Source organism: Methylomarinum sp. Ch1-1, assembly GCF_030717995.2.
GTDB lineage: Bacteria > Pseudomonadota > Gammaproteobacteria > Methylococcales > Methylomonadaceae > Methylomarinum > Methylomarinum roseum.
The window spans coordinates 440,411-465,029 of sequence record NZ_CP157743.1 but is presented as its reverse complement, the minus strand read 5'-3'; the positions used below and the strand labels follow the sequence as shown (position 1 = coordinate 465,029).

General features: G+C 51.5%; 14 protein-coding genes and 2 rRNA genes. 7 read left to right on the top strand and 9 right to left on the bottom strand.

What is annotated here, in order from left to right; translation table 11 throughout:
* The first annotated feature begins 266 nt into the window (after positions 1–266).
* A 23S ribosomal RNA gene (locus Q9L42_RS02555) occupies positions 267–3,480 on the top strand.
* A 156-nt stretch (positions 3,481–3,636) separates the two neighbouring features.
* Positions 3,637–3,752: ribosomal RNA gene (gene rrf / locus Q9L42_RS02550) — 5S ribosomal RNA — on the top strand.
* A gap of 450 nt (positions 3,753–4,202) precedes the next feature.
* On the opposite strand, the gene Q9L42_RS02545 is transcribed toward rrf, so the two are convergent.
* The 9 genes from Q9L42_RS02545 to Q9L42_RS02505 all read right to left on the bottom strand — a co-directional run bounded on the left by Q9L42_RS02545 (position 4,203) and on the right by Q9L42_RS02505 (position 15,710).
* Complete coding sequence (locus tag Q9L42_RS02545) at positions 4,203–4,628, bottom strand: c-type cytochrome (protein ID WP_349431834.1); 426 nt, start codon at positions 4,626–4,628, stop codon at positions 4,203–4,205.
* 71 nt (positions 4,629–4,699) lie between these two features.
* A complete protein-coding gene (locus Q9L42_RS02540) occupies positions 4,700–5,152 on the bottom strand; it encodes a hypothetical protein (protein ID WP_305910001.1) in 453 nt (150 codons plus the stop codon).
* Between the two features lie 40 nt (positions 5,153–5,192).
* A complete protein-coding gene (locus Q9L42_RS02535; protein ID WP_349431833.1) occupies positions 5,193–5,684 on the bottom strand; it encodes a thiol:disulfide interchange protein DsbA/DsbL in 492 nt (163 codons plus the stop codon).
* Between the two features lie 171 nt (positions 5,685–5,855).
* Positions 5,856–8,975, bottom strand: a complete 3,120-nt coding sequence (locus Q9L42_RS02530) for an efflux RND transporter permease subunit (RefSeq protein ID WP_305910003.1) — start codon at positions 8,973–8,975, stop codon at positions 5,856–5,858.
* 9 nt (positions 8,976–8,984) lie between these two features.
* Positions 8,985–10,238, bottom strand: a complete 1,254-nt coding sequence (locus tag Q9L42_RS02525; RefSeq protein ID WP_349432730.1) for an efflux RND transporter periplasmic adaptor subunit — start codon at positions 10,236–10,238, stop codon at positions 8,985–8,987.
* Positions 10,239–10,345: 107 nt separating this feature from the next.
* Positions 10,346–11,176, bottom strand: coding sequence for a glutaminyl-peptide cyclotransferase (locus tag Q9L42_RS02520; RefSeq protein ID WP_305910005.1), 831 nt, complete (start codon positions 11,174–11,176; stop codon positions 10,346–10,348).
* A gap of 198 nt (positions 11,177–11,374) precedes the next feature.
* The gene (locus Q9L42_RS02515) at positions 11,375–13,315 is read right to left on the bottom strand and encodes a hypothetical protein (RefSeq protein WP_349431832.1); all 1,941 of its coding nucleotides are present in this window, start codon (positions 13,313–13,315) and stop codon (positions 11,375–11,377) included.
* Between the two features lie 12 nt (positions 13,316–13,327).
* Positions 13,328–13,954 (bottom strand): SCO family protein, encoded by a 627-nt coding sequence (locus Q9L42_RS02510; protein ID WP_305910007.1) that lies wholly within the window; start codon positions 13,952–13,954, stop codon positions 13,328–13,330.
* Positions 13,955–14,006: 52 nt separating this feature from the next.
* Complete coding sequence (locus Q9L42_RS02505) at positions 14,007–15,710, bottom strand: multicopper oxidase family protein (protein WP_305910008.1); 1,704 nt, start codon at positions 15,708–15,710, stop codon at positions 14,007–14,009.
* 1,025 nt (positions 15,711–16,735) lie between these two features.
* On the opposite strand from Q9L42_RS02505, the gene glnE reads away from it, so the two are divergent.
* From glnE to gspE, 5 genes are all read left to right on the top strand, one after another.
* Positions 16,736–19,606 (top strand): bifunctional [glutamate--ammonia ligase]-adenylyl-L-tyrosine phosphorylase/[glutamate--ammonia-ligase] adenylyltransferase, encoded by a 2,871-nt coding sequence (glnE, locus tag Q9L42_RS02500; protein WP_349431831.1) that lies wholly within the window; start codon positions 16,736–16,738, stop codon positions 19,604–19,606.
* 344 nt (positions 19,607–19,950) lie between these two features.
* Positions 19,951–20,874, top strand: coding sequence for a branched-chain amino acid transaminase (locus Q9L42_RS02495; RefSeq protein ID WP_305910310.1), 924 nt, complete (start codon positions 19,951–19,953; stop codon positions 20,872–20,874).
* Positions 20,875–21,885 carry a lipopolysaccharide heptosyltransferase II gene (gene waaF, locus Q9L42_RS02490; protein WP_349431830.1) on the top strand — a complete coding sequence of 337 codons (1,011 nt, stop codon included), beginning with the start codon at positions 20,875–20,877 and terminating at the stop codon, positions 21,883–21,885.
* Complete coding sequence (gene waaC / locus Q9L42_RS02485; protein WP_349431829.1) at positions 21,885–22,937, top strand: lipopolysaccharide heptosyltransferase I; 1,053 nt, start codon at positions 21,885–21,887, stop codon at positions 22,935–22,937. Before waaF ends, waaC begins: the two co-directional genes overlap by 1 nt.
* The gene (gene gspE / locus Q9L42_RS02480) at positions 22,903–24,618 is read left to right on the top strand and encodes a type II secretion system ATPase GspE (RefSeq protein WP_305910009.1); all 1,716 of its coding nucleotides are present in this window, start codon (positions 22,903–22,905) and stop codon (positions 24,616–24,618) included. The genes waaC and gspE overlap by 35 nt, the downstream gene beginning before the upstream one ends.
* Position 24,619 lies beyond the last annotated feature (1 nt).

Here is a 24,619-nt window from a genome sequence, read left to right as displayed (position 1 = left end):
CTCTATAAGGTTTGAGAAGACTTTATAGAATTAGGCTTTGTAGAAAGTTTAATAGCTCTTTAACAATGTGGAAATCTGTAAACGAATTAAAGTAAAACCGTAAGGTTAAATTTTAATGAGTTCTCAAGCAGAAAAAAAAGCGAAAATGTCAGCTGATTGATATAACACAGCAGACTGGACGCGAAGCGAATCGGGGATTGATCGATTTAGTTTTTAAATTGATTGATCGACGGTAGGCTGAGTGAACAGACTGATTGGGGTTATATGGTCAAGTGAATAAGCGCATACGGTGAATGCCTAGGCAGTAAGAGGCGAAGAAGGACGTTGTAGCATGCGATAAGCTGCGGGGAGTTTGCAAACAAACTTTGATCCGCAGATTTCCGAATGGGGAAACCCAATGGGCACAAGCTCATTATCTTGCTCTGAATACATAGGAGTAAGAGGCGAACCGGGAGAACTGAAACATCTAAGTACCCCGAGGAAAAGAAATCAACCGAGATTCCCTAAGTAGTGGCGAGCGAACGGGGACCAGCCCTTAAGCATTTAGCAAGTTAGTAGAACAGTCTGGAAAGTCTGGCGATACAGCGTGATAGCCGCGTATACGAAAACTTATTAAGTGTGAAATCGAGTAGGTCGGAGCACGTGAAACTTTGACTGAACATGGGGGGACCATCCTCCAAGGCTAAATACTCCTTACTGACCGATAGTGAACCAGTACCGTGAGGGAAAGGCGAAAAGAACCCCGGAGAGGGGAGTGAAATAGATCCTGAAACCGTATGCGTACAAGCAGTGGGAGCCCCTCACCTAGAAATCTTTTAAAAAATGTGAAGCACATTTTTCAAAGAGATTTGTAGGTGAGGGGTGACTGCGTACCTTTTGTATAATGGGTCAGCGACTTACATTTTGTGGCCAGCTTAACCGACTAGGGGAGGCGTAGCGAAAGCGAGTCTTAATAGGGCGTTTAGTCGCAAGGTGTAGACCCGAAACCGGGCGATCTATCCATGGCCAGGTTGAAGATCAGGTAATACTGATTGGAGGACCGAACCCACTTATGTTGAAAAATGAGGGGATGAGCTGTGGATCGGAGTGAAAGGCTAATCAAGCCCGGAGATAGCTGGTTCTCCTCGAAAGCTATTTAGGTAGCGCCTCGTGTATGACTGCTGGGGGTAGAGCACTGTTTCGGCTAGGGGGTCATCCCGACTTACCAACCCGATGCAAACTCCGAATACCAGCAAGTTTGAGCACGGGAGACACACGGCGGGTGATAAGGTCCGTCGTGGAAAGGGAAACAGCCCAGACCGTCAGCTAAGGTCCCCAAATCTATGCTCAGTGGAAAACGATGTGAGAAGGCCCAGACAGCCAGGAGGTTGGCTTAGAAGCAGCCATCCTTAAAGAAAGCGTAATAGCTCACTGGTCGAGTCGGCTTGCGCGGAAGATTTACCGGGGCTAAGCATAGTACCGAAGCTACGGATTCAGACAACGTCTGAGTGGTAGAGGAGCGTTCTGTACGCCTGCGAAGGAAGTTGAGAAGCTTCCTGGAGGTATCAGAAGTGCGAATGCTGACATGAGTAACGATAATGGAGGTGAAAACCTCCACGCCGAAAGCCCAAGGTTTCCTGCGCAACGTTAATCGACGCAGGGTTAGTCGGCACCTAAGGCGAGGCCGAAAGGCGTAGTCGATGGAAAACAGGTTAATATTCCTGTACTTGTTATAACTGCGATGGGGTGACGGAGAAGGCTAGGTCAGCTGCCTGTTGGAATAGGTAGTTTAAGCGTGTAGGAGTGAAATTAGGCAAATCCGGTTTCACAATCCTGAGGCGTGACGACGAGTCTCTTTATAAGGAGACGAAGTGATTGATGCCCTGCTTCCAAGAAAACCCTCTAAGCTTCAGGTTATGACGAGCCGTACCCCAAACCGACACAGGTGGGTGGGATGAGAATTCTAAGGCGCTTGAGAGAACTCGGGTGAAGGAACTAGGCAAAATGGTACCGTAACTTCGGGAGAAGGTACGCCCTTGTTAGGTGAAGGCCCTGCGGCTGGAGCTGAAGAGGTAGCATTAAACTGGTGGCTGCGACTGTTTAGCAAAAACATAGCACTCTGCAAACACGAAAGTGGACGTATAGGTGTGACGCCTGCCCGGTGCCGGAAGGTTAATTGATGGGGTTACCCTCACCTAGATTATTTAGAGCCATGTATTACGTTTACGTGCTGTATAGTCGGACGGAAGATGAATTTTATCTGGGTTCGACGATTGATTTAAAAACGTCTGCGCCAACACAGGCAAGGCGAGAACAAATCGACAAAAAAGCACAGGACTGGATCGTATCTTATTATGAAGCCTACTTAACAGAGCAGGCGGCAAAGGACGGGAAAGTCAGTTAAAACGAAGTGGCAAAGCGTATCACAGCTTAAGACAGCGGATACGGGAAAGCATAGATAATCTAGGTGAGGGAAGCTCTTGATCGAAGCCCCGGTAAACGGCGGCCGTAACTATAACGGTCCTAAGGTAGCGAAATTCCTTGTCGGGTAAGTTCCGACCTGCACGAATGGCGTAACGATGGCCACACTGTCTCCACCCGAGACTCAGTGAAATTGAAATCGCTGTGAAGATGCAGTGTACCCGCGGCTAGACGGAAAGACCCCGTGCACCTTTACTATAGCTTTACACTGGACTTTGAGCCTACTTGTGTAGGATAGGTGGGAGGCTTTGAAGCGGCGACGCCAGTTGTCGTGGAGCCATCCTGAAATACCACCCTGGTATGTTTGAAGTTCTAACCTAGACCCGTTATCCGGGTTGGGGACAGTGTATGGTGGGTAGTTTGACTGGGGCGGTCTCCTCCCAAAGAGTAACGGAGGAGCACGAAGGTACCCTCAGCATGGTCGGAAATCATGCAATGAGTGCAAAGGCATAGGGTGCTTGACTGCGAGACGGACAGGTCGAGCAGGTACGAAAGTAGGTCTTAGTGATCCGGTGGTTCTGAATGGAAGGGCCATCGCTCAACGGATAAAAGGTACGCCGGGGATAACAGGCTGATACCGCCCAAGAGTTCATATCGACGGCGGTGTTTGGCACCTCGATGTCGGCTCATCACATCCTGGGGCTGAAGCAGGTCCCAAGGGTATGGCTGTTCGCCATTTAAAGTGGTACGCGAGCTGGGTTCAGAACGTCGTGAGACAGTTCGGTCCCTATCTGCCGTGGGCGTTTGAGATTTGAGGGAAGCTGCTCCTAGTACGAGAGGACCGGAGTGGACGATCCTCTGGTGTTCCGGTTGTCACGCCAGTGGCATTGCCGGGTAGCTATGATCGGACAGGATAACCGCTGAAAGCATCTAAGCGGGAAGCCCCTCCCAAGATGAGATCTCACTGGGACCATGAGTCCCCTGAAGGGCCCTAAGAGACTATTAGGTTGATAGGTCAGGTGTGGAAGTGCGGTAACGTATGAAGCTAACTGATACTAATTGCCCGTGAGGCTTGACCATATAACACCCAATCGGTTTGATAATCGAGAGCGTGTGATATGGCAGCCTGACAAGACGCTTTTCAATGCACGAGAACGAACGATACAGATTTCCATGGATCAGCGAGAGCTGATCGTGACAGTGGGGAATACAAACGAAACCCACTAAACACCTTTGCTTGGTGAACATAGCGAGAGTGAACCACCCGATCCCATCCCGAACTCGGCAGTGAAACCTCTTAGCGCCGATGATAGTGTGGCAGGTTGCCATGCGAAAGTAGGGAATCGCCAAGCTTTTAATTGAAAAACCCGTTCAGAAGCCTGAACGGGTTTTTTTTTGCCTACAGGGAAGGTGGTAAGGAGCGTGACCGGTTTTTGCTCTGACCGCCAGGGAAGGCGGAAATGTAGAAAATGCAGGAGCAATTTTCTACCTGCAAAACCGGCATACATCACATCCCTGTGAATAAGCAGGAGCGGAAGCGTTGCCTAAAAAAGTAGCCTGGATGCAGCGCAGCGGAATCCGGGAAATGCGGATAGCTTCATCTCCTCCATGTTCACCGGCCGATGCGCCACTTTCCTACAATGCAGGTCGGATAATTGTTTAGATAAATTTGTAACTATTCAGTATCTTTCAAGGTTTAGGCAGTAGGTCATTGATTTCTGGGGACGCATAAATACATTCATGGCAGCTAACATCACGTCCCTGTTAATAAGCAGATGCGACAGCGTAGCCCAACAAACTGATCAATCCTGATTATTAAGCTCAATACCGCTTTTACTTAGCATATAGAGGACTGCGTTACGCAGTTCGGTGTCATTGCAATCCAGGCAGCCTCCTCTTGCCGGCATTAGGGTCCGCTGATAACCGTTAATGGTATGTTCCATTAGCACATCCATTCCTTTTTGCACTCGCTGGCGCCATTCATATTCATCGCCGGGCATCGGTGCGCCTTGCGTATTTCTTGCATGGCAGCTCTTACAACGATAATCGTAGACTTGTTTTCCAGTGCGCGATGGCCCATTGTTAACGGCGACATCGGCGCGCATTTCTTCCCAAAAACCGGTTGTGGTATTGGTATTATTGCTGCAAGCTGCGGTACTCAACAATAAGGCGACGGTTAATAAAGGGTGGATTGTCTTTCTCAAACAAACCGGACATTTTGCAAGCATGGACTTCTTGCCGGAAAGACGGTTGCCACGATAAAGATGCGATAGACTATGATTTGACCGGTTCACCATCATCAACACCATGGTTCATCGTTGTCTGCAAGACGAGCAAAACCATTGTTTTTTAAGGCATCGAGCAAACTGCCTTGATTGGTATCGATCTGGCCGATAACGGTCTGATCGGCGCTGTTAGACATTTCCAAAGCGCTAATGCTGATGCTGGCCGCATCAGTTAAAAATTTCTTGGTAAAGCTGAGCGCTTTTTCGGCTAATTTGCGCTGACATGGCTGCGGAGCATTTAGATTAGGAACCTCGATACTAGGTAAGGAGACCCTGAAATTCCGACTATAACCCGGCCAAGTCTCGGCTTCTACCTCGACGGTAGCGGGAGATACGACATTGACTAAGTTTGCTGGTAATTTGCCGGGATAGGGATTATAACTTTCCGCCGTCACTTGGCTAGCAAGGGATAACGAGGCGGCAACGGCGGTGACTACGGCAGCTTTCTTGAGGATATATATAGACATGATTCGAGCTCTTAGTAGTTTATGATGATTAAAAAAAAGATTACCGATGATTGAAAGCACTGCTTCGTTCTTGCTCAATCAACTGATTCAACACCAACAGCATTTCTTGTCGACTATGGGTGTAAAAGGGGGCTGTCTTGAATTTACCGTTGACAATGATCGCAGGCACTCCCCTTAAACCATATTTGACGGTCATGATGCGTGCATGATCGAGTTTTTCTGCGAGGGCTTTGGAATTATTGGCCTCAATGAACGCCTGACGTTTAACGCCATGATCGATGAAAAATTTCATCAGCATATAATCATTGTTAAATTGTTCTCCCTGTTTGTGGATGGCTTCATAGAGTGCCGGATGCAGCCTGTCCAGCTCCCCCAGTTGTTCGGCAATAAAAAAACCCTTGGCCAATGTTATCCAGGAAGGGGCGACGATAGCGGGCAGGCGACGAAATGAAATCAAGTCCGCATGCTCGTCCGCCCAAGCGTTGATATCCGCTTCCAATGCATAACAATGTCGGCAGCCATAAAAAAACATTTCTATCACCTCCACCCGACCATCGTGAGTATCATGAGGTTGTTCGGGTTGGATACGCTGATAATGGAGCCCTTCCTTGAATTCTTTTTGGACTGAGCATGCGGAAAGGAGGACAAAACAACAGACGAGTAGAAGTCTGAATGGCGATACAATGGAGTGCATTTTAATATCCTAACTATTTTTCTTGTGTAAAAGCTTTCTATGCATTAAATAAAACAAAACAGGAATCAACAGCATCGACACCAGCGGTGCGGTCAACATGCCACCGATGATAGGTGCGGCAATGCGTTTCATAGCCTCCGAACCACTGCCGCTGCCTAATAAGATGGGGAGCAGGCCGGCAAAAATCACGGCGGCGGTCATTGCCTTAGGTCGGATGCGTTGGGCTGCGCCGGCGATCACCGCCTGACGCAATTCAAGGGCGTTTTGCGGCGCCGCGTTGTGGACCGCTTCGCGTAAATAAATGAGCATGACTATACCGAATTCCGTCGCGATGCCGGCCAATGCGATAAATCCAACCCCTACGGCGACAGACAGCTGATAATCAAGTAGCCATAATAACCAGATGCCTCCGACCAGCGCTAACGGAATCGCCAGCATGATCATGAAGGATTCGGTGAAGTTTCTGAAACTCAGGTAAAGCAAGGTAAGAATCAGTATTAATGTAATCGGAATGATATAACGCATTTTTTGTTGCACGCGTTCCATATAGGTGTACTGGCCAGACCAGGAAAGCGTGCAGCCGGTCGGTATTTCCAATTGCTGATTCAGCGCTTGTTGCGCCTCTTCGATGTAAGCGCCTAAATCGTGATGTTTTGTCGTAATATAGACCCAGCCGTTGATGCGGGCATTTTCGCTTTTGATGACCGGTGGACCATTGACGATGCGAATTTCTGCCAGATCCTGTAATTGCACATGAGTGTCTTCGGTGGCGACTAAAGGGAGCTCCTTCAATTTGCTAATCGAATCGCGGAACTCCCGCGGATACCTGAGGTTGACCGGATAGCGCTCTCGTCCTTCTTGGGTGTAAGTAATATCGACTCCGCCAACGGCGATATTGGCGGCTTCTTCGATTTCGGCAATGCTCAGGCCATAGTGTGCGGCGGCATGGCGGTCGATATCGATATCGATATAGCGCGCTCCGGAGGTTCTTTCGGAAAAGACGGTTTTTGTTCCCTCCAGGCGAGCAAGGATCGATTCGACCCGCCTGCCCAACATTTGGATGCTCTCGATATCCGGACCGGAGATCTTTATGCCGATCGGGGTGTTAATCCCAGTGGATTGCATATCGATGCGAGCGCGTATCGGCATCAACCAGGCGTTACGCAAGCTGGGGATTTGAACCCGCTGATCGAGTTGTTGCTTAAGTTTTTGCAAAGTCATTCCGTCTCGCCATTGCGCTTTAGGCTTTAGCTGAATAACCGTTTCCAACATCGTCAACGGCGCGGGATCGGTGGCCGAGTCTGAGCGACCGACCTTGCCGAATACCTGCTTCACTTCAGGAACCGTCTTGATCAGGCGGTCGGTCTGCTGCAACAATTCACGGGCCTTGCCCACCGAGATAGCCGGCAGTGTTGTCGGCATATATAGCAAATCACCTTCATCCATTTCCGGCATGAATTCGCTGCCCAATTGGCTATAGGGCCAATAGGTCGATAGCAATAAACTCAATACCAGAGCTATGGTGCGAAAAGGGTGCAGCAGCGCCGAATTGATCATGGGACGATAAAAAGTCGACAAAGCCCGCGCAATCGGGTTTTCGGTTTCGCGATGGAGCTTGCCACGAATGAAATAAACCATCAAAGCCGGCGTCAACGTGATCGATAAGCCGGAGGCCGCCGCCATCGCGTAAGTTTTGGTATAGGCCAGCGGTGCGAACAATTTAGCTTCCTGTCCCTCAAGAGCAAAGACCGGCAAAAAACTCAAGGTGATGATCAATAATGAATAAAATAGAGCCGGGCCGACTTCCAAGGCGGCATTCTGTATCAGTTGTATGCGGTTCTGTTCATTACTTGGTGAACGTTCCATGTGTTTATGGACGTTCTCGATCATCACGATGGAGGCATCGACCATGGCCCCGATGGCGATAGCGATGCCGCCTAAAGACATGATGTTGGCATTGATCCCTTGCAGGCGCATGATGATGAAGGCGCTCATGATACCGATCGGCAGGCTGACCAAGATGACCAGTGAAGAGCGAAAATGGTAAAGAAACAGCGCGCAAACCAAAAATACGATGCAGAATTCTTCCAGCAAACGATGCTGCAGCGTCGAGACTGAGCGTTCGATCAAGGAGGATCGATTATAGGTTTCGACCAGTTCCACACCGGACGGCAAACTGCGCTGCAGTTCCGCCATTTTCGCTGTCACCTCGTTAATGGTCGCCAGGGCGTTAGCGCCTGAACGCATGACTATGATGCCGCCGACCACTTCACCCTCGCCATCGAGATCGGCGATGCCGCGTCTCATCGCCGGACCGATATGGATGCTGCGGGCGATGTCATCCAATAATACCGATGATATGGAAATACGTCGTCGTAACGTCGGAACGCTGGTCAGGCCGATGTCCTTGATATTCTGCAAATAACCTTTAAAACGCAACATATATTCGGCCTCGGCCTGTTCCAGCACCGAGCCGCTGATTTCTTGATTCGATTCCGCTATCGCCCGTTTTACATTAGCCAGGGTCAGATAGTACCCGCGTAGCTTATGGGGGTCGATTTCGACCTGATATTGTTTGATCATGCCGCCGACGGTCGCGACTTCCGAGACGCCGGGCAAAGTTTGCAATTCGTACTTGACAAACCAGTCCTGCAGGGAACGCAGTTCGGCGAGGTCGTGTTTGCCGGAGCGATCCACCAAGGCATATTGATAGATCCATCCCACCCCGGTGGCGTCAGGGCCTATCTTGGCTTTGGCCGCCGGCGGCAATTGACCTGAAATTTGATTCAGGTATTCCAGGACGCGCGAACGGGCCCAATACAAGTCGGTATCATCGGAGAAAATCACATACACATAGGAGTCGCCGAAGAACGAATAGCCGCGCACGGCCGTTGCTCCCGGCACCGAAAGCATGGCGGTCGATAGCGGGTAGGTGATTTGGTCCTCGACGGTTTGCGGCGTTTGTCCGGCGTAGCTGGTGCGTATGATCACCTGTACATCAGAAAGATCGGGGATCGCATCCAACGGCATTGTGCGGATCGAATATGCGCCCCATAGACTCAATAATAGGGCGGCCAGCAGGATTAGAATGCGATTGTGAATCGACCAGCGTATCAGCGCTCGAATCATCAAATCCTCCTAATCATCAATGGCATTCGGTTGGCGCTGGCCGTTATCGTTCGCGAGGCGGCGAAGACCGGCTTGCAGATTGCTTTCCGAATCGATCAAAAATTGTCCGGATGCGACGACGGCATCGTTATCGTTTAGTCCAGAAAGAATTTCAATCATGCCGGCCGATGCTTCTCCGCAAACGACCGCAACCGGTTGATAGGCGCCATCATCAAGCAACTTGACGACACGATCGCCGTCACCGGTTCTGATCACCGCATCTTTAGGAATTTGGAGAATATTGTTTCTAGATTGCGCATCGATGCTGATATGGGCGAACATGCTTTGCGACAGGCCTGGGTGGTCTGTTTTGAACTTTATTTTGATTTCCAAAGAGCGAGTGGTGTATCCGACCGGAGGTTCAACGCGGACAACTCGGCCTTTGAAATGAACGCCGGGTAGTCCGCGCACCGTCATCCAGGCCTGCTGGTTGGTTTCTACCCAATTCCATTGTCGCTCGAAAATTTCGGCGGTCACTTCGACCGTCTGGGTATTGCCCGACAGGTTGAACACGGTAAAACCGCGGTTCACCGGGTCACCTACCGCGCCGCGCCGGAAAAATACAAAACCGTCTTCTTTGGCAAAGACTTGCGCGGCAAGCCGAGGGGGCTCGCCTTGTTGCAAACGGGAAATTTGTTCAGCGCTTAAGCCGTATTGCTGTAGCCTAGGCAGCATTTGCGTGGCGGATTGCCGGTCGCCGTCCGTAAAGGACTGTTGGAATTCTTGTTGCAGCGCGAGCAGTTCTGGTGACGAGACGGCAAACAATAATTCCCCTTTTTTCACCTGATCACCGGCATCCTTATCGGCCACAAACGACAATTCACCGGAGATCGGCGGCGTTAATATTTGACGGGCGGTAGGATCGATACGGGTGATCTTGCCTATCGTTTCAATTTTGCGCTGCATGGTCCCGGTATGCGCCTGAGCAAGGCGTACGCCGAGATTATGCGCGACGGTCGGAGATATTTTGACCGCCGGAAAAGCGCTGTTCTGTGGTGTATGGGCATGAGTGTGTGCGACCAGAGGCATGCCGCAGATAGGGCAATCGCCGGGCTGATCGGCGACAATTTCGGGATGCATCGGGCAAACATAAGACACGTGTTCGGCCTCGGAAGCGGCCGAAAGGGCAGGTGACGAATGCTGGTTTTTTTTTCCGGCAACAGCGGGCGGGCGATCTGCACTGTAGTGACCGGCAACGAAGCCGATGAGTCCGGAAGATATCACACTCAAGGCCGTTTTTTTCTTAAACAAGCGAAGGTTACGAATTGAAATCATGGCAGACCGTTAAGGCTGTGGAGCGAGAAAATATGGGAGTCAGGCATGGTAAAATTTCATCCGTTAATATCAGATAGTTTAATGGCGTACAGATAAGGCCAATGCTTGCCGGTCACAAAAAAATGTCGCTTTACAGGATCATAGGCGATGCCGTTCAAAACCGTGCGCCAATCGGGGTCAACAATAGGCGAAAGGCTGGACATGTTCAGCCAAGCTAATACTTCTCCGTCGGCCGGATCGATCTTAACGATGCATGGACTCGGCCAAACAATGGCGTAAATCGCCCCCTCGACAAATTCCAATTCGTTGAGTCCGCCGATTGGCTGTCCTTTCGAGTTAACTTTAAGCGTTTTGATAAGCCGTAAGCTCTCAGGGTCGATAAAATGCAATTCCGACGAACCGTTGGAAATGACTAACGAGCCATCGATCGACGTCAGGCCCCAGGCTTCGCCGGGATAATCAAACGTTCTGACGACTTGCAGCGTATCAGGACGATAGATGAACACACGGCCCATTTTCCAGGTCAGTTGAATCAGTTCGTTGTTCAGTGCGGTCAGGCCTTCGGCAAAGAATCTATTCGGTAATGCTAAGCTGTTAATGACCTGTCCGCTTTCGATATCGACCTTGCGTATCGTCGAGGCGCCTAATAAGCCGGTGCTTTCAAATAATTGCCCCTGATGGAAAACAAGTCCTTCGGTGAAGGCTTCGGGGTCATGGGGATATTGAGCAATCAATTGATAGTGGGCTTCCGATCCAGTTTTTGAATCGGATGAACATATCGCGCTTAAATGGGAATCGGCCTGGGCGATGCCGATCTGGCTCAAGCAGATCAGAGGCAGATAAATCAGCCGGCGCAACAATGAAGATGCTTTAATTGCAGTTAGCAAGATAACGTCCGCGATCGGACCAACAAGACGCGGGAGTATGGTTAAAGCAATCATCAACAGGATTCTAGGAATTATGGCTAGTGCGGAGAATATTAAACTGCGAGCGGTGGTCTTGAAAACGTTCAGACCAAATGTCAAAAAACCGGTTTACAGGCAGTTCCCGAATCAGAACTACCCGTTAACCGGCGCATTCCGCGATTAGTGCAGTGAATAAACCGCTACTTCATGATGTAACGGGTCGAATTGATAAATGCGTAACCTACGGCTCGGTTCAAAGTTATAGGTGATATCAACCTTATGCATGCTCAGTGCGCCGTCTTCGCCGACGGGGGGCACCATGATCATGCCCCAGGGACCGCCGGCATTCGGCCAGGCATGGTTGCGGCCGAACGTGAAGAAACAGCCGGAGCCGAATTGCGGTTCCGCATTGATATCCGGGTCACGCGGCGATGCCTGCAGAAACTCCTCGGTGCCGCCGGTGTTCATCGGGAATACCAGGTCGTTAGTCTTGACGTATTCGCCGGTGGACGGGTCGATGGCAAGGCCCTGTTTGGCCGGGTTAGGCGTCGTATCGAGCAGCACATCGTCGACTATAGTCGTTTCGCTGCCTTCGATGACGCTAGGAGCGGCATGCTCATGTTCGGCGAACGCCGTGGTCGGATCGGTTTCCTGGAACTGGTTTTCCCAGCCTCTGGAGCCGCCGAAATCGACATTCATATAGGCATGAGGGAAATGATCGCCATTCAACAGCGTGACTTTATAGTTGTACGGGCGTATCGTCCAATCATGGGCGCATCCATTACAAATCCCCTTGAAGCTGGCGGGGCCTTGACCGCTGCCTTCACCAGACAATCCTTGGCGACTGCCGTAAATGGTATTGTTGGCGTAAAGCAGCGTGATCGTCGCATCTGGATCGGCCTCGACGCCGGCAGGCAGCTTCGTCCGGTCCATCCAGTCCAGATAGGCGGCCCTGAGGTCGGCGACCATATGCTCCAGTGACTTCTTCTTCGCTTGCTTTTTGTTATGATCGGACAGCATCCTCAATATATTCCACATCCGTTTGGCCGGGGCGATATCGCCGATTTTGGCGATCGCGGCTAACTTGGTCTCCTCATTAAGACTAGGGTTGACGCCGAAGACATCAGATTCCCATTGCACCAGGGTTTTGCCCATTGGCGCCTTGGTCGCGTTCTCGATGACCTGCACGCGCGGCGGGTGGATGCGCCATCCCCAGATATAGGTCAGATTATAATACTTGCCCAACGATTCCTTGATCTTGACGGTGTAACGGGTGCCTTCCTCCAGCATCGGGAAATAGGTTTGGTCCATCGACACATGAAAGGGGCCGCGCGTGCCGTCGGGGTTCTGGTCGAAATACATCACCATCGGCGAAAAGTCCTCGATGCCATTGTGCAGGATGTTGACGTGATAGGTGATGGTCCAGGGCACATCCTGGACGGCGCTGGGGTCGACAAAGGCGGTATCGGCTTCGATGCGTTGATCGAAGAAGATCATTTCGACATCGACATTGCCGCCGATGACGGTATCGTTTTCCTGACAAGGGTTGTGTTCCGCGCAGATCGGAATGACGGTTTTGGCTTTTTCCGGGCCTTTGTAATGCAGCACCGGGATGCCGCTGTAGGCTCTATCGGCAATGGGGTTGCCTTCCAGGATATCGAGTCCGAAATGAACCGCATCCTTATCCACTTTGTTTTTTCCAGCGGCATACTCCAGCGCATCGATGACCGCATCCAGGTCGTCGCTGGGTGACGCCTTGTTGACCGCTTGGGTCAATACCGGGCCGTCATGCAACAGGTAACGGCTGTCGCCTGTGCCATAGGCGGAAGGCTGGGTATTGGGCATTTCATCGCCGTTGAAGTCGATCATGTTGCTGTTAACGGTCGGCAGAAAATTACTGCCGGGCGGATTGTCGAAGGGGTCGACTGCTGGGAAGTGGCCTTCCGGTGTCACGACGTAGGTCGTCATGCCGTCGTCCGAAAGCGTTTGCATGGATGGTCCGGGTCTGGGCTGAGGGCCGGGATGGCCGATGATACCGGCGGCCGATGCCGTCGCGCTTAAGTTTGCCGCTGTCAATAAAGCGATGGCGCCGGCCAGTTGTATTTTGCTTGTTTTCTTCATTTTGTTATCTCCCTAAACACTGTGCAAATCAACCAAGAACGGTTTATGGTGCCGGCCTATGCTCAGTCTCGCGACCGCTTCGGCGATAAACAGCGGATGTTGGCGGCTGGCTTTGGACAGCCAGCGTCCGGTTTTTTCGTTGCCGATCCAGGTCAGTCCGTTAATGCTGCCGTGTACGCCAAAAGCATGGAGTATCTCACGGATATCGTCCGGCTGGCCGGTCAGGAATTTCCATTGTGCGCCATGGCTCTCGGCCAGTTGTTGCAGCGCTTCGGGAGTGTCGTGGTAGGGATCGGTAGAAATGGTGTACATATTGACATCATCGCCTAATCGATCCGCCAGCATGTCTTGGACTCTGACCAGATTGCCGATGATCGGATAGCGTTTTTCGCTTTTTACCGAAGTGAAGTTGATCAATACCAGCTTGTTGTTGATCAGCTGTTCGTAAAACCAGGCTTTTTGCTTGTGTTGGTCCTGAACGATCACTTGGGGGAAGCGATGGGCGTTGGGGCCACCGTTAGCGCGCGGGCAGTCTTTGAAAGCCGGATTATTGGCTAGGTTGCCGGCTCCACTCGCCGCGCCGGCTAAGGCTGGCACACTCAGAGCCGCAGTGGCAAGAAATGTTCTTCTACTGTTCATGATGAATTCCTAAATAAATTTGTTGGGTCTGGATCGATGCGTGTCAGTGGAACTAGCCTGGCGTGATATCCCAGCGCAGCATCATGGCGTTGTCTTCATGGACATTGTTGTGACAATGGATGACATAGCGGCCGACGAAATCGTCGAAGCGATAGAACACCTTGGCATGATCGTTTGGCCCTAATGTCGCCACGTCTTTGCGTGAACGCAAGACGCCGGTCGGTTTTTTGCCGTTCCATTCCAAAACCTGAAATTCTTCGAAGTGAACGTGACACGGATGCGCCCAAGAGCTGCCGGCATTGCGGAAATGCCAGATCTCGGCGGTTCCCTGTCTTGGCGCAGCCGAAATGATGGTCGGATCCATGAAGCTGCCGTTGACGGTCCAAAGCCCCATATCATGATCGAACACCCATTCGCGTTCCGCGACGACTTCATTCAGATTGATAGGCGGCAGTTTTCGCATGAAGTCTGGGATTTGGCTGTTATCCTCGACATTGCTGTCGATGATCCTGAATTGCATGACATTCATGCGGCTAGGGCCGTCCAAACGGCGCCCGGAGGGACCTTGACCGTTGATTTGCTCCATGACGTTGAAAAACTCGACCGTTTGTCCGGGACTGTAGCGGGAGAAGTCGATGATGACATCCTGGCGGTTGGCCGGGCCTAAGACGATGCTGGTGGCTTCGACCGGTTCTTCCAGCAGGTTGCCGTCGTTGGAAATGATGAAAAACGGATCGCCGTCGCCCAGTTGCAATTCGTAGAAACGGGAGGGCCCGCCGTCATAGATACGGAAACGATATTTACGACGCTCCACATTCAGATACGGCATGACTTTTCGGTTGACGGTAATCAGGTCGCCCAAGTGGCCGTCGGTGTCGAATACGTTATAAGCCGGATTGCCAGAGCTGTCGAAACGGACGTCATGCAGAATCAATGAAATGTCGTAGCCATTGGCAGAGCCGGGCGCGCCGCCGAAGCGCATGTTGCCGGGCAGTCGCAGCGCGTGGGGATGCTTGTCGTTTTCATCGCCGGAGTCGATATGGTCATAAAAAATGGCCATGCCGGATAAACCCGCATAGACGTTGGTCGCGGTAAAGTCGATCATGTGATCGTGATACCAGAGGCTGGCCAAGGCTTCATTCGGGTCGTTGCGGGCATACATCATCGCATAATGATGGTCCCAGAACTGGCCTGGTTCGGCGAAATCCATCGGATAGCCATCGCTCTCGGAGGCGGTGTGAGCGTTATGCAAATGGGTGCTGATGGCCGGATAACCGATCGGCATCTGGATTTGGTCGGCCGTCGGTAAATCATTGTAGCGACGGACGAAAACCGGTTCGCCATAGCGGGCCACCAAGGTTTCACCCGGGGTGCTGCCGTTGTACATCCAGGCCAAGGAGCCTGATTGATTGGGGGTTAATTGGGTTAGCTCGGAATGATAATTCCAGTAGCCTTCGGTGATGCGTTGCTCGTAATATTTGATCGGTTGAAATTCATCGAAGCGTTGATGACGGTTGGGATCGGGGGGCGTGGTCAAACTGGCCGGATTGACCGGGCTCAAGGCATCGGGAATGAACAAGGGTTCGGTGAAAGGGGTGACCGGCGGACTGTCGGGTTCGGTGCCGGGGCTTCTGATGCCGGTGGGGCGACAAAGTTGGGCTTGAGCCGTTTTCGAGAGCATTGCGCCGCCGAAGATGGCGGGTGTCGTTAATGCCGCGGCGCCGGCTTTTAATATCTGTCTTCTTTTTATTGTCATAATATCATTCCGGCCTTGGCCTGGACCAAGGTTGTTTGGATTAAAAAAAATGCAGGTGAAACTGCAAAATCAGGTCAGTGTTTTTGAGTTTTATGTCGGATAAAGTCGACTACAAGCGCTATAGACGGGATGACAGGCATCATGCCAGATCCGGTCATCGTGAGTGCGCTAGGAATTATCAAATTCCATTTAAAAAATGTGAGATTGATCACGGAAAATGATGAATTAAATGCTGCTTAAGGATACCTTAATCATTCTCGAATTCAAGGGCTGGGGCGGAACTAATTCCCATTTCTTAACAAAAATCAACTGATTGTAGCGCGGATTAGTCATTTGTTAGCGGCATTCAACGCTTTGGATTAAGGGGTTGGGCGGGTTAATGACCCTGCCTGACTGCCATTGATAAAAACATGTTGATCGACTCAGGAAATGTTGGGTCGTCTTGGCAAAATCGCAACAATAGCGGGTCAGAGAGTAAGAATATTCTTACGTATTGGCTCAGTGTCTCGCGACAACAGCGACAAGAACTACAGCGGATCAAGACATGCATGTGGCGGTAACGAGTACTCAGTCATGGTATAGGTGACGGGTACTCGGTAGGCGTCAGCAATTCTCATCAGTTTGAGCATTTTTGCCGTGGTTAATCTGAGTTCGGGTTAAGAAACCAGCCTGTATCAGGTAGCGCTTCCAGAAGGTGCCGTTCACCCAGCACCTAAATAAACGAAGATGATTTATCGCAGCCATTAGCCTATGGAATTTAGGTGCTGGGTGAATACGTCCATGCCGCGATCACTTCTTCCAGAGCGACCTGAGATACAGGCTTAAACCTTTTTAAACGCGAAACCGGGAAATGCCGCGGTAGGTGCGAATTTATCCGCATTGCGCGGCTAAATCCACACCTACATTCACAATTGCCGACAGAATAATATTGACTAGGTGCTAGACGTTTCCGAGGACATAAATAGTCCTTCTATCGGTTGTATAGTTTGGTTATCATGATTGTTTTTTTTTGCATTGTCCCGCCCATGTCCTCCTTCGAAATAGAGTCTTCAGAAATCGCAGCGTTACCGGTCGAGCTCAGAGATGCAACAGCAAGCGCATTGATTGGATTTACTCGGCAAATTCAGTTAGAGGCCATTCCATCAAGCCAACGGCAACGATTTAGACAATCGCTGCCCAAGGTATGGGCCTGCAGTCAGTTTGTCGCCGGGTTTTGCCAGCGAAGTCCGGAGGAGCTGTTAGACCTGCTCGAGTCGGGGCGCTTATTTTCCGACCAGGCTCGGAAACAGTATGGACAAGTCCTGGCCGAGTTCGAACCGCATAACGAGGCGGATCTGGCTAAATTCTTGAGACGCTTCCGCAATAAGGAGATGACGAGAATTGCGTGGCGAGACTTGGCGGGATGGGCGGAGCTGGACGAGACACTGAAAGATCTCACGGCATTAGCCGAGGCCTGTATTCAGCATGCATTGGATTATTTATATCAACAAGCGTGCGAGCGCCGTGGCACGCCTACCCTGCAAGATGGCAAGCCGATCAACATCGTCGTGTTGGGCATGGGCAAGTTAGGGGCTTGGGAGCTGAATTATTCGTCCGATATCGACCTGATTTTCGCCTATGCCGAAGATGGGGTCTTGAGTGATCGCAAAGAAACCACGTATGGCGAGTTCTTTACTCGCATATGCCGCTCGTTGGTGAAGATGCTCGATGAGACGACGGCGGACGGTTTCGTATTTAGAACCGATATCCGCTTGCGTCCTTTTGGCGATAGCGGGCCGTTGATCATGACCTTCGATGGCATGGAAAATTATTACATGACTCAGGCCAGGGAATGGGAACGTTACGCGATGATCAAGGCTCGTCAAGTGGCGGGCGATTTCGACAGCGGCAAGCAATTGGCGGCGATGATCAAGCCATTTGTTTACCGGCGTTATCTGGACTACGGCGCTTTCGAGGAGCTGCGTTCATTGAAATTGCAGATCACCCAGGAACTGCGTCGTAAGGATAGGATGGAAAACGTCAAGTTGGGACCGGGGGGGATTCGGGAAATTGAATTCATCGGTCAGGCGTTTCAACTGATCCGGGGCGGGAATGACGTCGAATTGCAGCAGCGGGAAATCCAGAGCATTCTGCGGATGCTGGAAAGTCTGGGCTTGATGGCCAGAGAGGATGTCGCCACATTAACGAACGCTTACGTCTTTTTGCGTCGTGTGGAAAACCATATTCAGCAATATCAGGATAAGCAGGTCCATGATTTGCCTAAGGACCCGATGGTGCAGAAAATTCTTGCCTTTTCGATGGATTATGACGACTGGGAAAGTTTTAAACAGGTTTTGGATAAGGTAAGAGAGGCGGTGCATGCGATCTTCGATCAGGTATTTTCGTTGTCGGAACAGGAAAAGACCTTGCAAAACTCACATTTGATCTGGGCGGGCGGGCTAGGCCGGGAGCAGAGTCTGGAATATCTGGGCGAATATGGATATTTGCATTGCGCCGATGTATATGATGCCTTACAGAGTTTTAAGAATTCCCATGCGATGAAGCGCTTGACCAGCAAAGGCGCCGGCGTGGTCGACCGATTGATGCCGCAGTTGATCGAAGCGGTGCAAAGCACCGAAAACCGTGATCAAACCTTATTGCGAATCCTGAAGTTGTTGGATGAGGTCGCTGGCCGCAATGTTTATTTAGCGTTGCTGGCGGAAAACCCCGATGCGTTGGCGCAGTTGGTGACCTTATCGTCGGCTAGCCCCTGGATCTGCGAATATCTGGCGCAATATCCGATATTGTTCGATGAATTATTAGATCCCGGCTCTTTGTATGAGCCCTTGAAAAAACAAGCGTTGGCGGAGCAGTTGGCGCAGGAGTTGGAGAAAGTCAATGTGCTCGATGACGAGCAATTGATGACCTTGCTGAGGCAGTTCAAGCATCTGAACGTGTTGCGAGTGGCGGCGGCGGATATCATGGGTGTCATACCGGTGATGGTGGTCAGCGACTATTTGACTTATATAGCCGAGGTGATATTGGAGCAGGTGGTCGAGCGGGCATGGTGCATGTTGACCGCCAAACACGGTTTTCCGCCGGATAGCGATAATTGCGCGAAAAAATTTGCCGTGCTGGGCATGGGCAAGCTGGGCGGCATCGAATTGGGTTACGCTTCCGACCTGGACATGGTGTTTTTATATGACTGCGAAAACGGTCAGGTCATGACCGATGGCGCAAAGCCCTTAAGCTGTTCCCAATTCTACATGCGTTTGGGACAAAAAGTCCGCCATATCCTCGATACCAAAATGTTGTCCGGCGTGCTTTATGAAGTAGATTTGCGTCTCCGGCCCAGCGGGGACTCGGGGTTATTGGTCAGCCATATCAAAACTTATCAAAGCTATATGGAACATGACGCCTGGACCTGGGAGCATCAGGCGCTGGTGCGGGGGCGCTTTATCGCCGGCGATGCGGCATTAAAGCAGCAATACGAAGCCATACGCAGCAGGATCCTGGCTTTGCCCAGGGAAATGAATCGACTGCGGCAGGAAGTCAGGGAGATGCGGGAAAAAATGCGGGAAAACCTGGCGCCTAAAGATGGAGACGTTTTTGATTTAAAACAAAGCAAAGGCGGTATTGCCGACATTGAGTTTATAGTACAATTTGGCGTATTGGCGCATAGTTCGGAAAATGAAACATTGGCCGCCTATACCGACAACATTAGATTGCTCGAAGGGTTGGCGAAACATGGCTTTGTTTCCATGGAAAATGCCGCATTGCTGAAAAAGGCCTATTGCGCCTACCGGGATTACGGGCATCATCAGGTTTTACAGGGCAAACGAGCGGTGGCCGGCGGCGATGAATTCGCCGAAATGCGCAAGCAGGTTGAAAAGATTTGGCGCGATTTGATGGAATAATTAAATGATTTATCGGGCTGTCTGCAACAGGCGGATTTTTGCTCCGACCGCCAAGGAAGGCGGAAATGTAGATAATGCAGGAGCAATTTCTCCCTGCAAAATCTGCAAGTGCCGCGTGAAGCAGGATGCCGTTAGCCGCCAGCAGATTTCACCCAGCACCTAATTACCCTAGGCTATGATTTATAATCTTCGTTTATTTAGGTGCTGGGTGAACGTGTCCGGAAAAATCAATGAACTGCTGCCTAAATTCTGAAAGATACTGAATAATTGCGACAAATATATATTTAAACATACACGGTTTTGTGACTCAAACACTCGATAAATAGGCGGGCTTGAATAAAATGATGACAATGGATGATAGAGACGGCTTAATTTGGCTGGATGGAGAATGGCTGGAATGGCGTGAAGCGAAAGTTCATGTTTTGACTCATACTTTGCACTATGGTGCTGGAGTCTTTGAAGGTCTGCGAGCCTATCATGCCGAACAAGGGACGGCAATCTTCAAATTGCCTGAACATACCGACAGGTTGTATCGTTCGGCTCATATCCTGAACATGAAGATTCCTTTTGCTAAGGACCAAATCAATCAGGCGCATCGTGAAGCGGTGGCTAAAAACAACCTCGACAGTGCTTATATTCGCAGCATGTGTTTTTATGGCTCCGAAGGTATGGGGCTGCGGGCCGATAATCTAAAAGTGCATGTGATGATTGCAGCCTGGGAATGGGGCGCCTATCTGGGCGCGGAAAACATGGAAAAAGGAATCCGCGTCAGAACCTCTTCCTATACGCGCAATCATGTCAACAGCACGATGTGCAAGGCCAAGGCCAACGGTAATTACATCAATTCCATTCTGGCCTTACAGGAAGCGCAATCGACCGGTTATGATGAAGCCTTATTGCTGGATCACGAAGGTTATGCGGCCGAAGGCAGCGGCGAAAACCTGTTTATCGTCCGCAACGGCAAGCTTTATACGCCGGAAGTGACGTCGGCGCTGGAAGGCATTACCCGGGACACCATCATGACCATCGCCAGGGAACAGGGGCTGGAGGTCAGCGAGAAACGGATTTCCAGGGATGAGGTCTATATCGCCGACGAGGCGTTCTTTACCGGTTCCGCCGCCGAAGTGACTCCGATCAGAGAACTGGACGGACGTGTTATCGGCGCCGGCACTCGCGGCCCGATTACCGAAAAACTACAGGCTCTGTATTTCGATTATGTCCATGGCCGCCGCGCAGATCATCAAGAATGGCTGAGCTGCGTTTCCTAAGTGACGGAAGGCGCTAAAAAAATCCTGGTCATCGGCCCGTCTTGGGTCGGTGATATGGTCATGGCGCAAAGCCTGTTCATCACGTTGCGCCGACGCGAGTCTGGCTGCCGGATAGACGTACTGGCGCCGGCCTGGTCGTTTCCGCTGTTGGATAGAATGCCGGAAGTGTCGAAAGCGATCGAGATGCCGTTGACTCATGGCCAGTTCGCGGTGCAAGCGAGGATCAGGCTGGGCAAGCAATTAAGGAACGAACGCTATGACCAGGTCATCGTGCTGCCTAACTCCTGGAAGTCCGCATTGATCCCTTTTTTCGCCGATATCCCGGTGCGCACCGGTTATCTCGGCGAGCTGCGCTGGGGGCTGTTAAACGATGCGCGCAGGCTCGATAAAAAAAAGCTGACGATGACGGTGCAGCGCTTTGTCGCGTTGGCGTTGCCCGCCGACGCTCCGCAGCCGCCTGAATGCCCGGTGCCGTCTCTGGCCATCGATAGCGATCGGCAGCAGGCGGTGCGCGACAAGTTTAACCTGAACGATAAGGCTCCTATTCTCGCCCTCTGTCCCGGCGCCGAGTACGGACCGGCCAAGCGTTGGCCGGCAGAACATTACGCCGAGCTGGCCCAATGCAAGCTGGCGCAAGGCTGGTCGGTGTGGCTGTTCGGTTCGGGCAAGGATCAAGCGGTTGCTGCGAGGATCAATCAATTGAGCGGGGATGCCTGTCGCGACTTCAGCGGTCAAACATCGTTGGCCGAAGCCGTCGATCTGATGTCCCTGGTCGATGTCGTGGTTTCGAACGATTCCGGCTTGATGCATGTCGCCGCGGCATTGGATAAAAAATTGATCGCCCTCTACGGCTCATCGGACCCCGGCTTTACGCCGCCGCTGAACAGCCGGGCCAAGGTGGTGGACCTGCGTCTCGACTGCTCTCCCTGTTTCGCCAGGGAATGTCCGCTGGGGCATACCGACTGCCTGACCCAAATCACACCCGCGCAGGTCTTGGCCGAGATAGGCTGATGGCTATGAGAGTCGCGATCGTCAAGCTTTCCGCGCTAGGGGATATCGTGCATGCGATGGCGGCTTTGCAATTCGTCAAACAGGCATTGCCGGAGATTCATCTGGACTGGGTGGTGGAACAGGGCTTTGCCGGCGTACTGCGGGACAACCCCGATATCGATCAGGTGCTGACCGTCAATCTGAAGTCGTTAAAACAACGCAAACGCAATCTCTTCGGCGAGATCGGCAAAGTCAGGCGTTATGCTCGGAATCATTATGACTGGGTCATCGATGCTCAAGGCTTGATCAAATCGGCGATCACGGCGCGATTGTTGTCGCCTCATACCGCCGGTTTCGATAAACACTCGATCCGCGAAAAACCGGCGGCGCTGTTTTATAAACAGACGGTGGCCATTCCTTATGACGCCAATAGCATCGACAGGAATGCGGCAGTGATCGCGCGCCCTTTAGGGATAAGCATTTCCGAGCAGCAGATTCTGGCTAAAAAACCGTTTCTTTTTTACCAGGCCCCGGACCCGCAGTTAGCGCATTATTTTACCGAGAACAAGGCCAATGTCGTCTTCGTCATCGGCTCGACTTGGCCTAGCCGCAATTATCCGAAACAAAAGTATCTGCAAGTCATCGACGCGCTGGCCGTCAATAGCCTGATTGTTTGGGGCAATGAAGCGGAGCGACAGGCGGCGGAATGGATCGCGCAAAGATCGGCGGCGACGGTATTGCCTCGCATGAATTTGAACGATCTTAAGGCCGTACTGGATCGCGCCGATCTGGTGATCGGCAACGATACCGGGCCGACGCATATGGCCTGGGGGCTTAACAGGCCGTCGATCACGCTGTTCGGGCCGACCCCGGTCAGCCGGGTTTATCAAACGCCGATCAACAGAGTTCTGAAGTCGTCTTCAATCGTCAATCCTTTCAAGTTGGACAAAAATGATTTCTCCATCGCGGAAATTAATGCAAGCGACGTGATAACCATGGCAGAATCATTGCTTGAGACTAAAACCAGCAGGCATCACGATGAATCAGGTAGCGCTCGCCGAGCAGGAAAATAAATATGCCGATTTCCTATCGCAGTTAAAACATCATGGCAAACTGTCCGACAATGAGCTGCATAAGGCCAGACGCATGCAGAAATCGGCGCCGGGTGAGTCCTTGCCGCAATTGCTGATCAAACTGGGGATTTGTTCGGAAAAAGACATCGCCGACAGTTTCGTGCAAAGCCAGCAATTGGACAGAGTCAATGCCGGCGACTACCCGCTGGAATCCCCTTTCGCCGAAACGGTTGCGCAGAGATTTCAAAAACAGTTTCATGTCATCGGCCTCGAACAAGACGAACAGTCCGTGACCGTCGCGGTGATGGACCCTGAAGATGATTTCATCGATCAGGCCTTGCAACTGGCGACCGGCAAGCAGGTTAAGCGCCGAGTTGGCCAATTGTCGGAAATCGATGCGGCGCTGGACGTGCAGTATGGCGAAGACAAGTCGCAAATGAACCAGGCGTTTGAGCATCTCGATAGCGATGACGTCGGCAGCGAGGACCTGGAGCATCTGAAGGACCTGGCCAGCGAGGCGCCGGTGATCAAGATGGTTAATTTGATTCTACAGAAAGCCATCGAAACGCAGGCCTCCGATATCCATATCGAACCGTTTGAAGAAGTGTTAAAGGTCCGTCTACGCATAGATGGGGTGTTACAGGACATCGAAGCGCCGCCGGTGGCGTCGACGGCGGCGGTTTTGTCTCGTATCAAGATCATGGCCAAGCTGAATATCGCCGAACGCCGATTGCCTCAGGATGGCCGCATCAAGTTGCAAATGTTGGGTAAAGAGTTGGATCTCAGGGTATCGACGGTTCCGACCATGTACGGCGAAAGCGTCGTCATTCGTCTGCTGGATAAGGAAGCGGCGGTGCTGGATTTTACCGCGTTGGGATTCACTGGCGAACATGCGCAACAATTTATCGAAGTATTGGCCGAGCCTCATGGCATCATTCTGATTACCGGTCCGACCGGCAGCGGTAAATCGACGACGCTGTATACTGCGCTGAAAAGGCTCAATACCGCCGAACGCAAGATCATCACAGTGGAGGATCCGGTCGAATATCAGTTGGAAGGCATTAACCAGATTCAAGCCAAGCCGCAGATCGGCTTGACGTTCGCCTCGGCGTTACGCTCCATCGTTAGGCAGGATCCCGATGTCATCATGATTGGCGAGATGCGCGACCTGGAAACCGCGAAGATCGCTGTGCAGTCGGCTCTGACCGGCCACCTGGTGTTGTCGACGCTGCACACTAACGACGCCGCCGGCGGCATTACGCGTTTGCTGGATATGGGGGTGGAAGAATATCTGCTGAGTTCGACCGTCAACGGCATCCTGGCGCAACGGCTGGTTAGAAAGCTTTGTCCGCAATGCAAGGAAAAATATCCCGCACCGTCCAAGTTGATCGATGACATGCAACTGAGTAAATATGCCGGGACGGAGAACATTGTTTTATTCAAAGCCAAAGGTTGTCAGGCCTGCGGCGGCATCGGCTATAAGGGGCGTCAGGCCATTATCGAGTTTCTGCCGATGTCGGAAGCGATACGTAAACAAGTCATGAGTCATGAGGACGAAAATGTGATTCAGCAGCAGGCGATAAAGGAGGGCATGCTGACGATGTATGAAGACGGTCTGATCAAGGTGGTCCAAGGCATTACCTCGCTGGAAGAGGTGCTGCGAGTGACGACGGAGTCCTGAG

Excerpts from the sequence above, each read along its gene's own strand:
- Q9L42_RS02545 (WP_349431834.1), bottom strand. The coding sequence starts at position 4,628 with ATGCTTGCAAAATGTCCGGTTTGTTTGAGAAAGACAATCCACCCTTTA.
- Q9L42_RS02540 (WP_305910001.1), bottom strand. The coding sequence starts at position 5,152 with ATGTCTATATATATCCTCAAGAAAGCTGCCGTAGTCACCGCCGTTGCC.
- Q9L42_RS02535 (WP_349431833.1), bottom strand. The coding sequence starts at position 5,684 with ATGTTTTTTTATGGCTGCCGACATTGTTATGCATTGGAAGCGGATATC.
- Q9L42_RS02530 (WP_305910003.1), bottom strand. The coding sequence starts at position 8,975 with ATGATTCGAGCGCTGATACGCTGGTCGATTCACAATCGCATTCTAATC.
- Q9L42_RS02515 (WP_349431832.1), bottom strand. The coding sequence starts at position 13,315 with ATGAAGAAAACAAGCAAAATACAACTGGCCGGCGCCATCGCTTTATTG.
- Q9L42_RS02510 (WP_305910007.1), bottom strand. The coding sequence starts at position 13,954 with ATGAACAGTAGAAGAACATTTCTTGCCACTGCGGCTCTGAGTGTGCCA.
- Q9L42_RS02505 (WP_305910008.1), bottom strand. The coding sequence starts at position 15,710 with ATGACAATAAAAAGAAGACAGATATTAAAAGCCGGCGCCGCGGCATTA.
- glnE (WP_349431831.1), top strand. The coding sequence starts at position 16,736 with ATGTCCTCCTTCGAAATAGAGTCTTCAGAAATCGCAGCGTTACCGGTC.
- Q9L42_RS02495 (WP_305910310.1), top strand. The coding sequence starts at position 19,951 with ATGACAATGGATGATAGAGACGGCTTAATTTGGCTGGATGGAGAATGG.
- waaC (WP_349431829.1), top strand. The coding sequence starts at position 21,885 with ATGGCTATGAGAGTCGCGATCGTCAAGCTTTCCGCGCTAGGGGATATC.
- gspE (WP_305910009.1), top strand. The coding sequence starts at position 22,903 with ATGAATCAGGTAGCGCTCGCCGAGCAGGAAAATAAATATGCCGATTTC.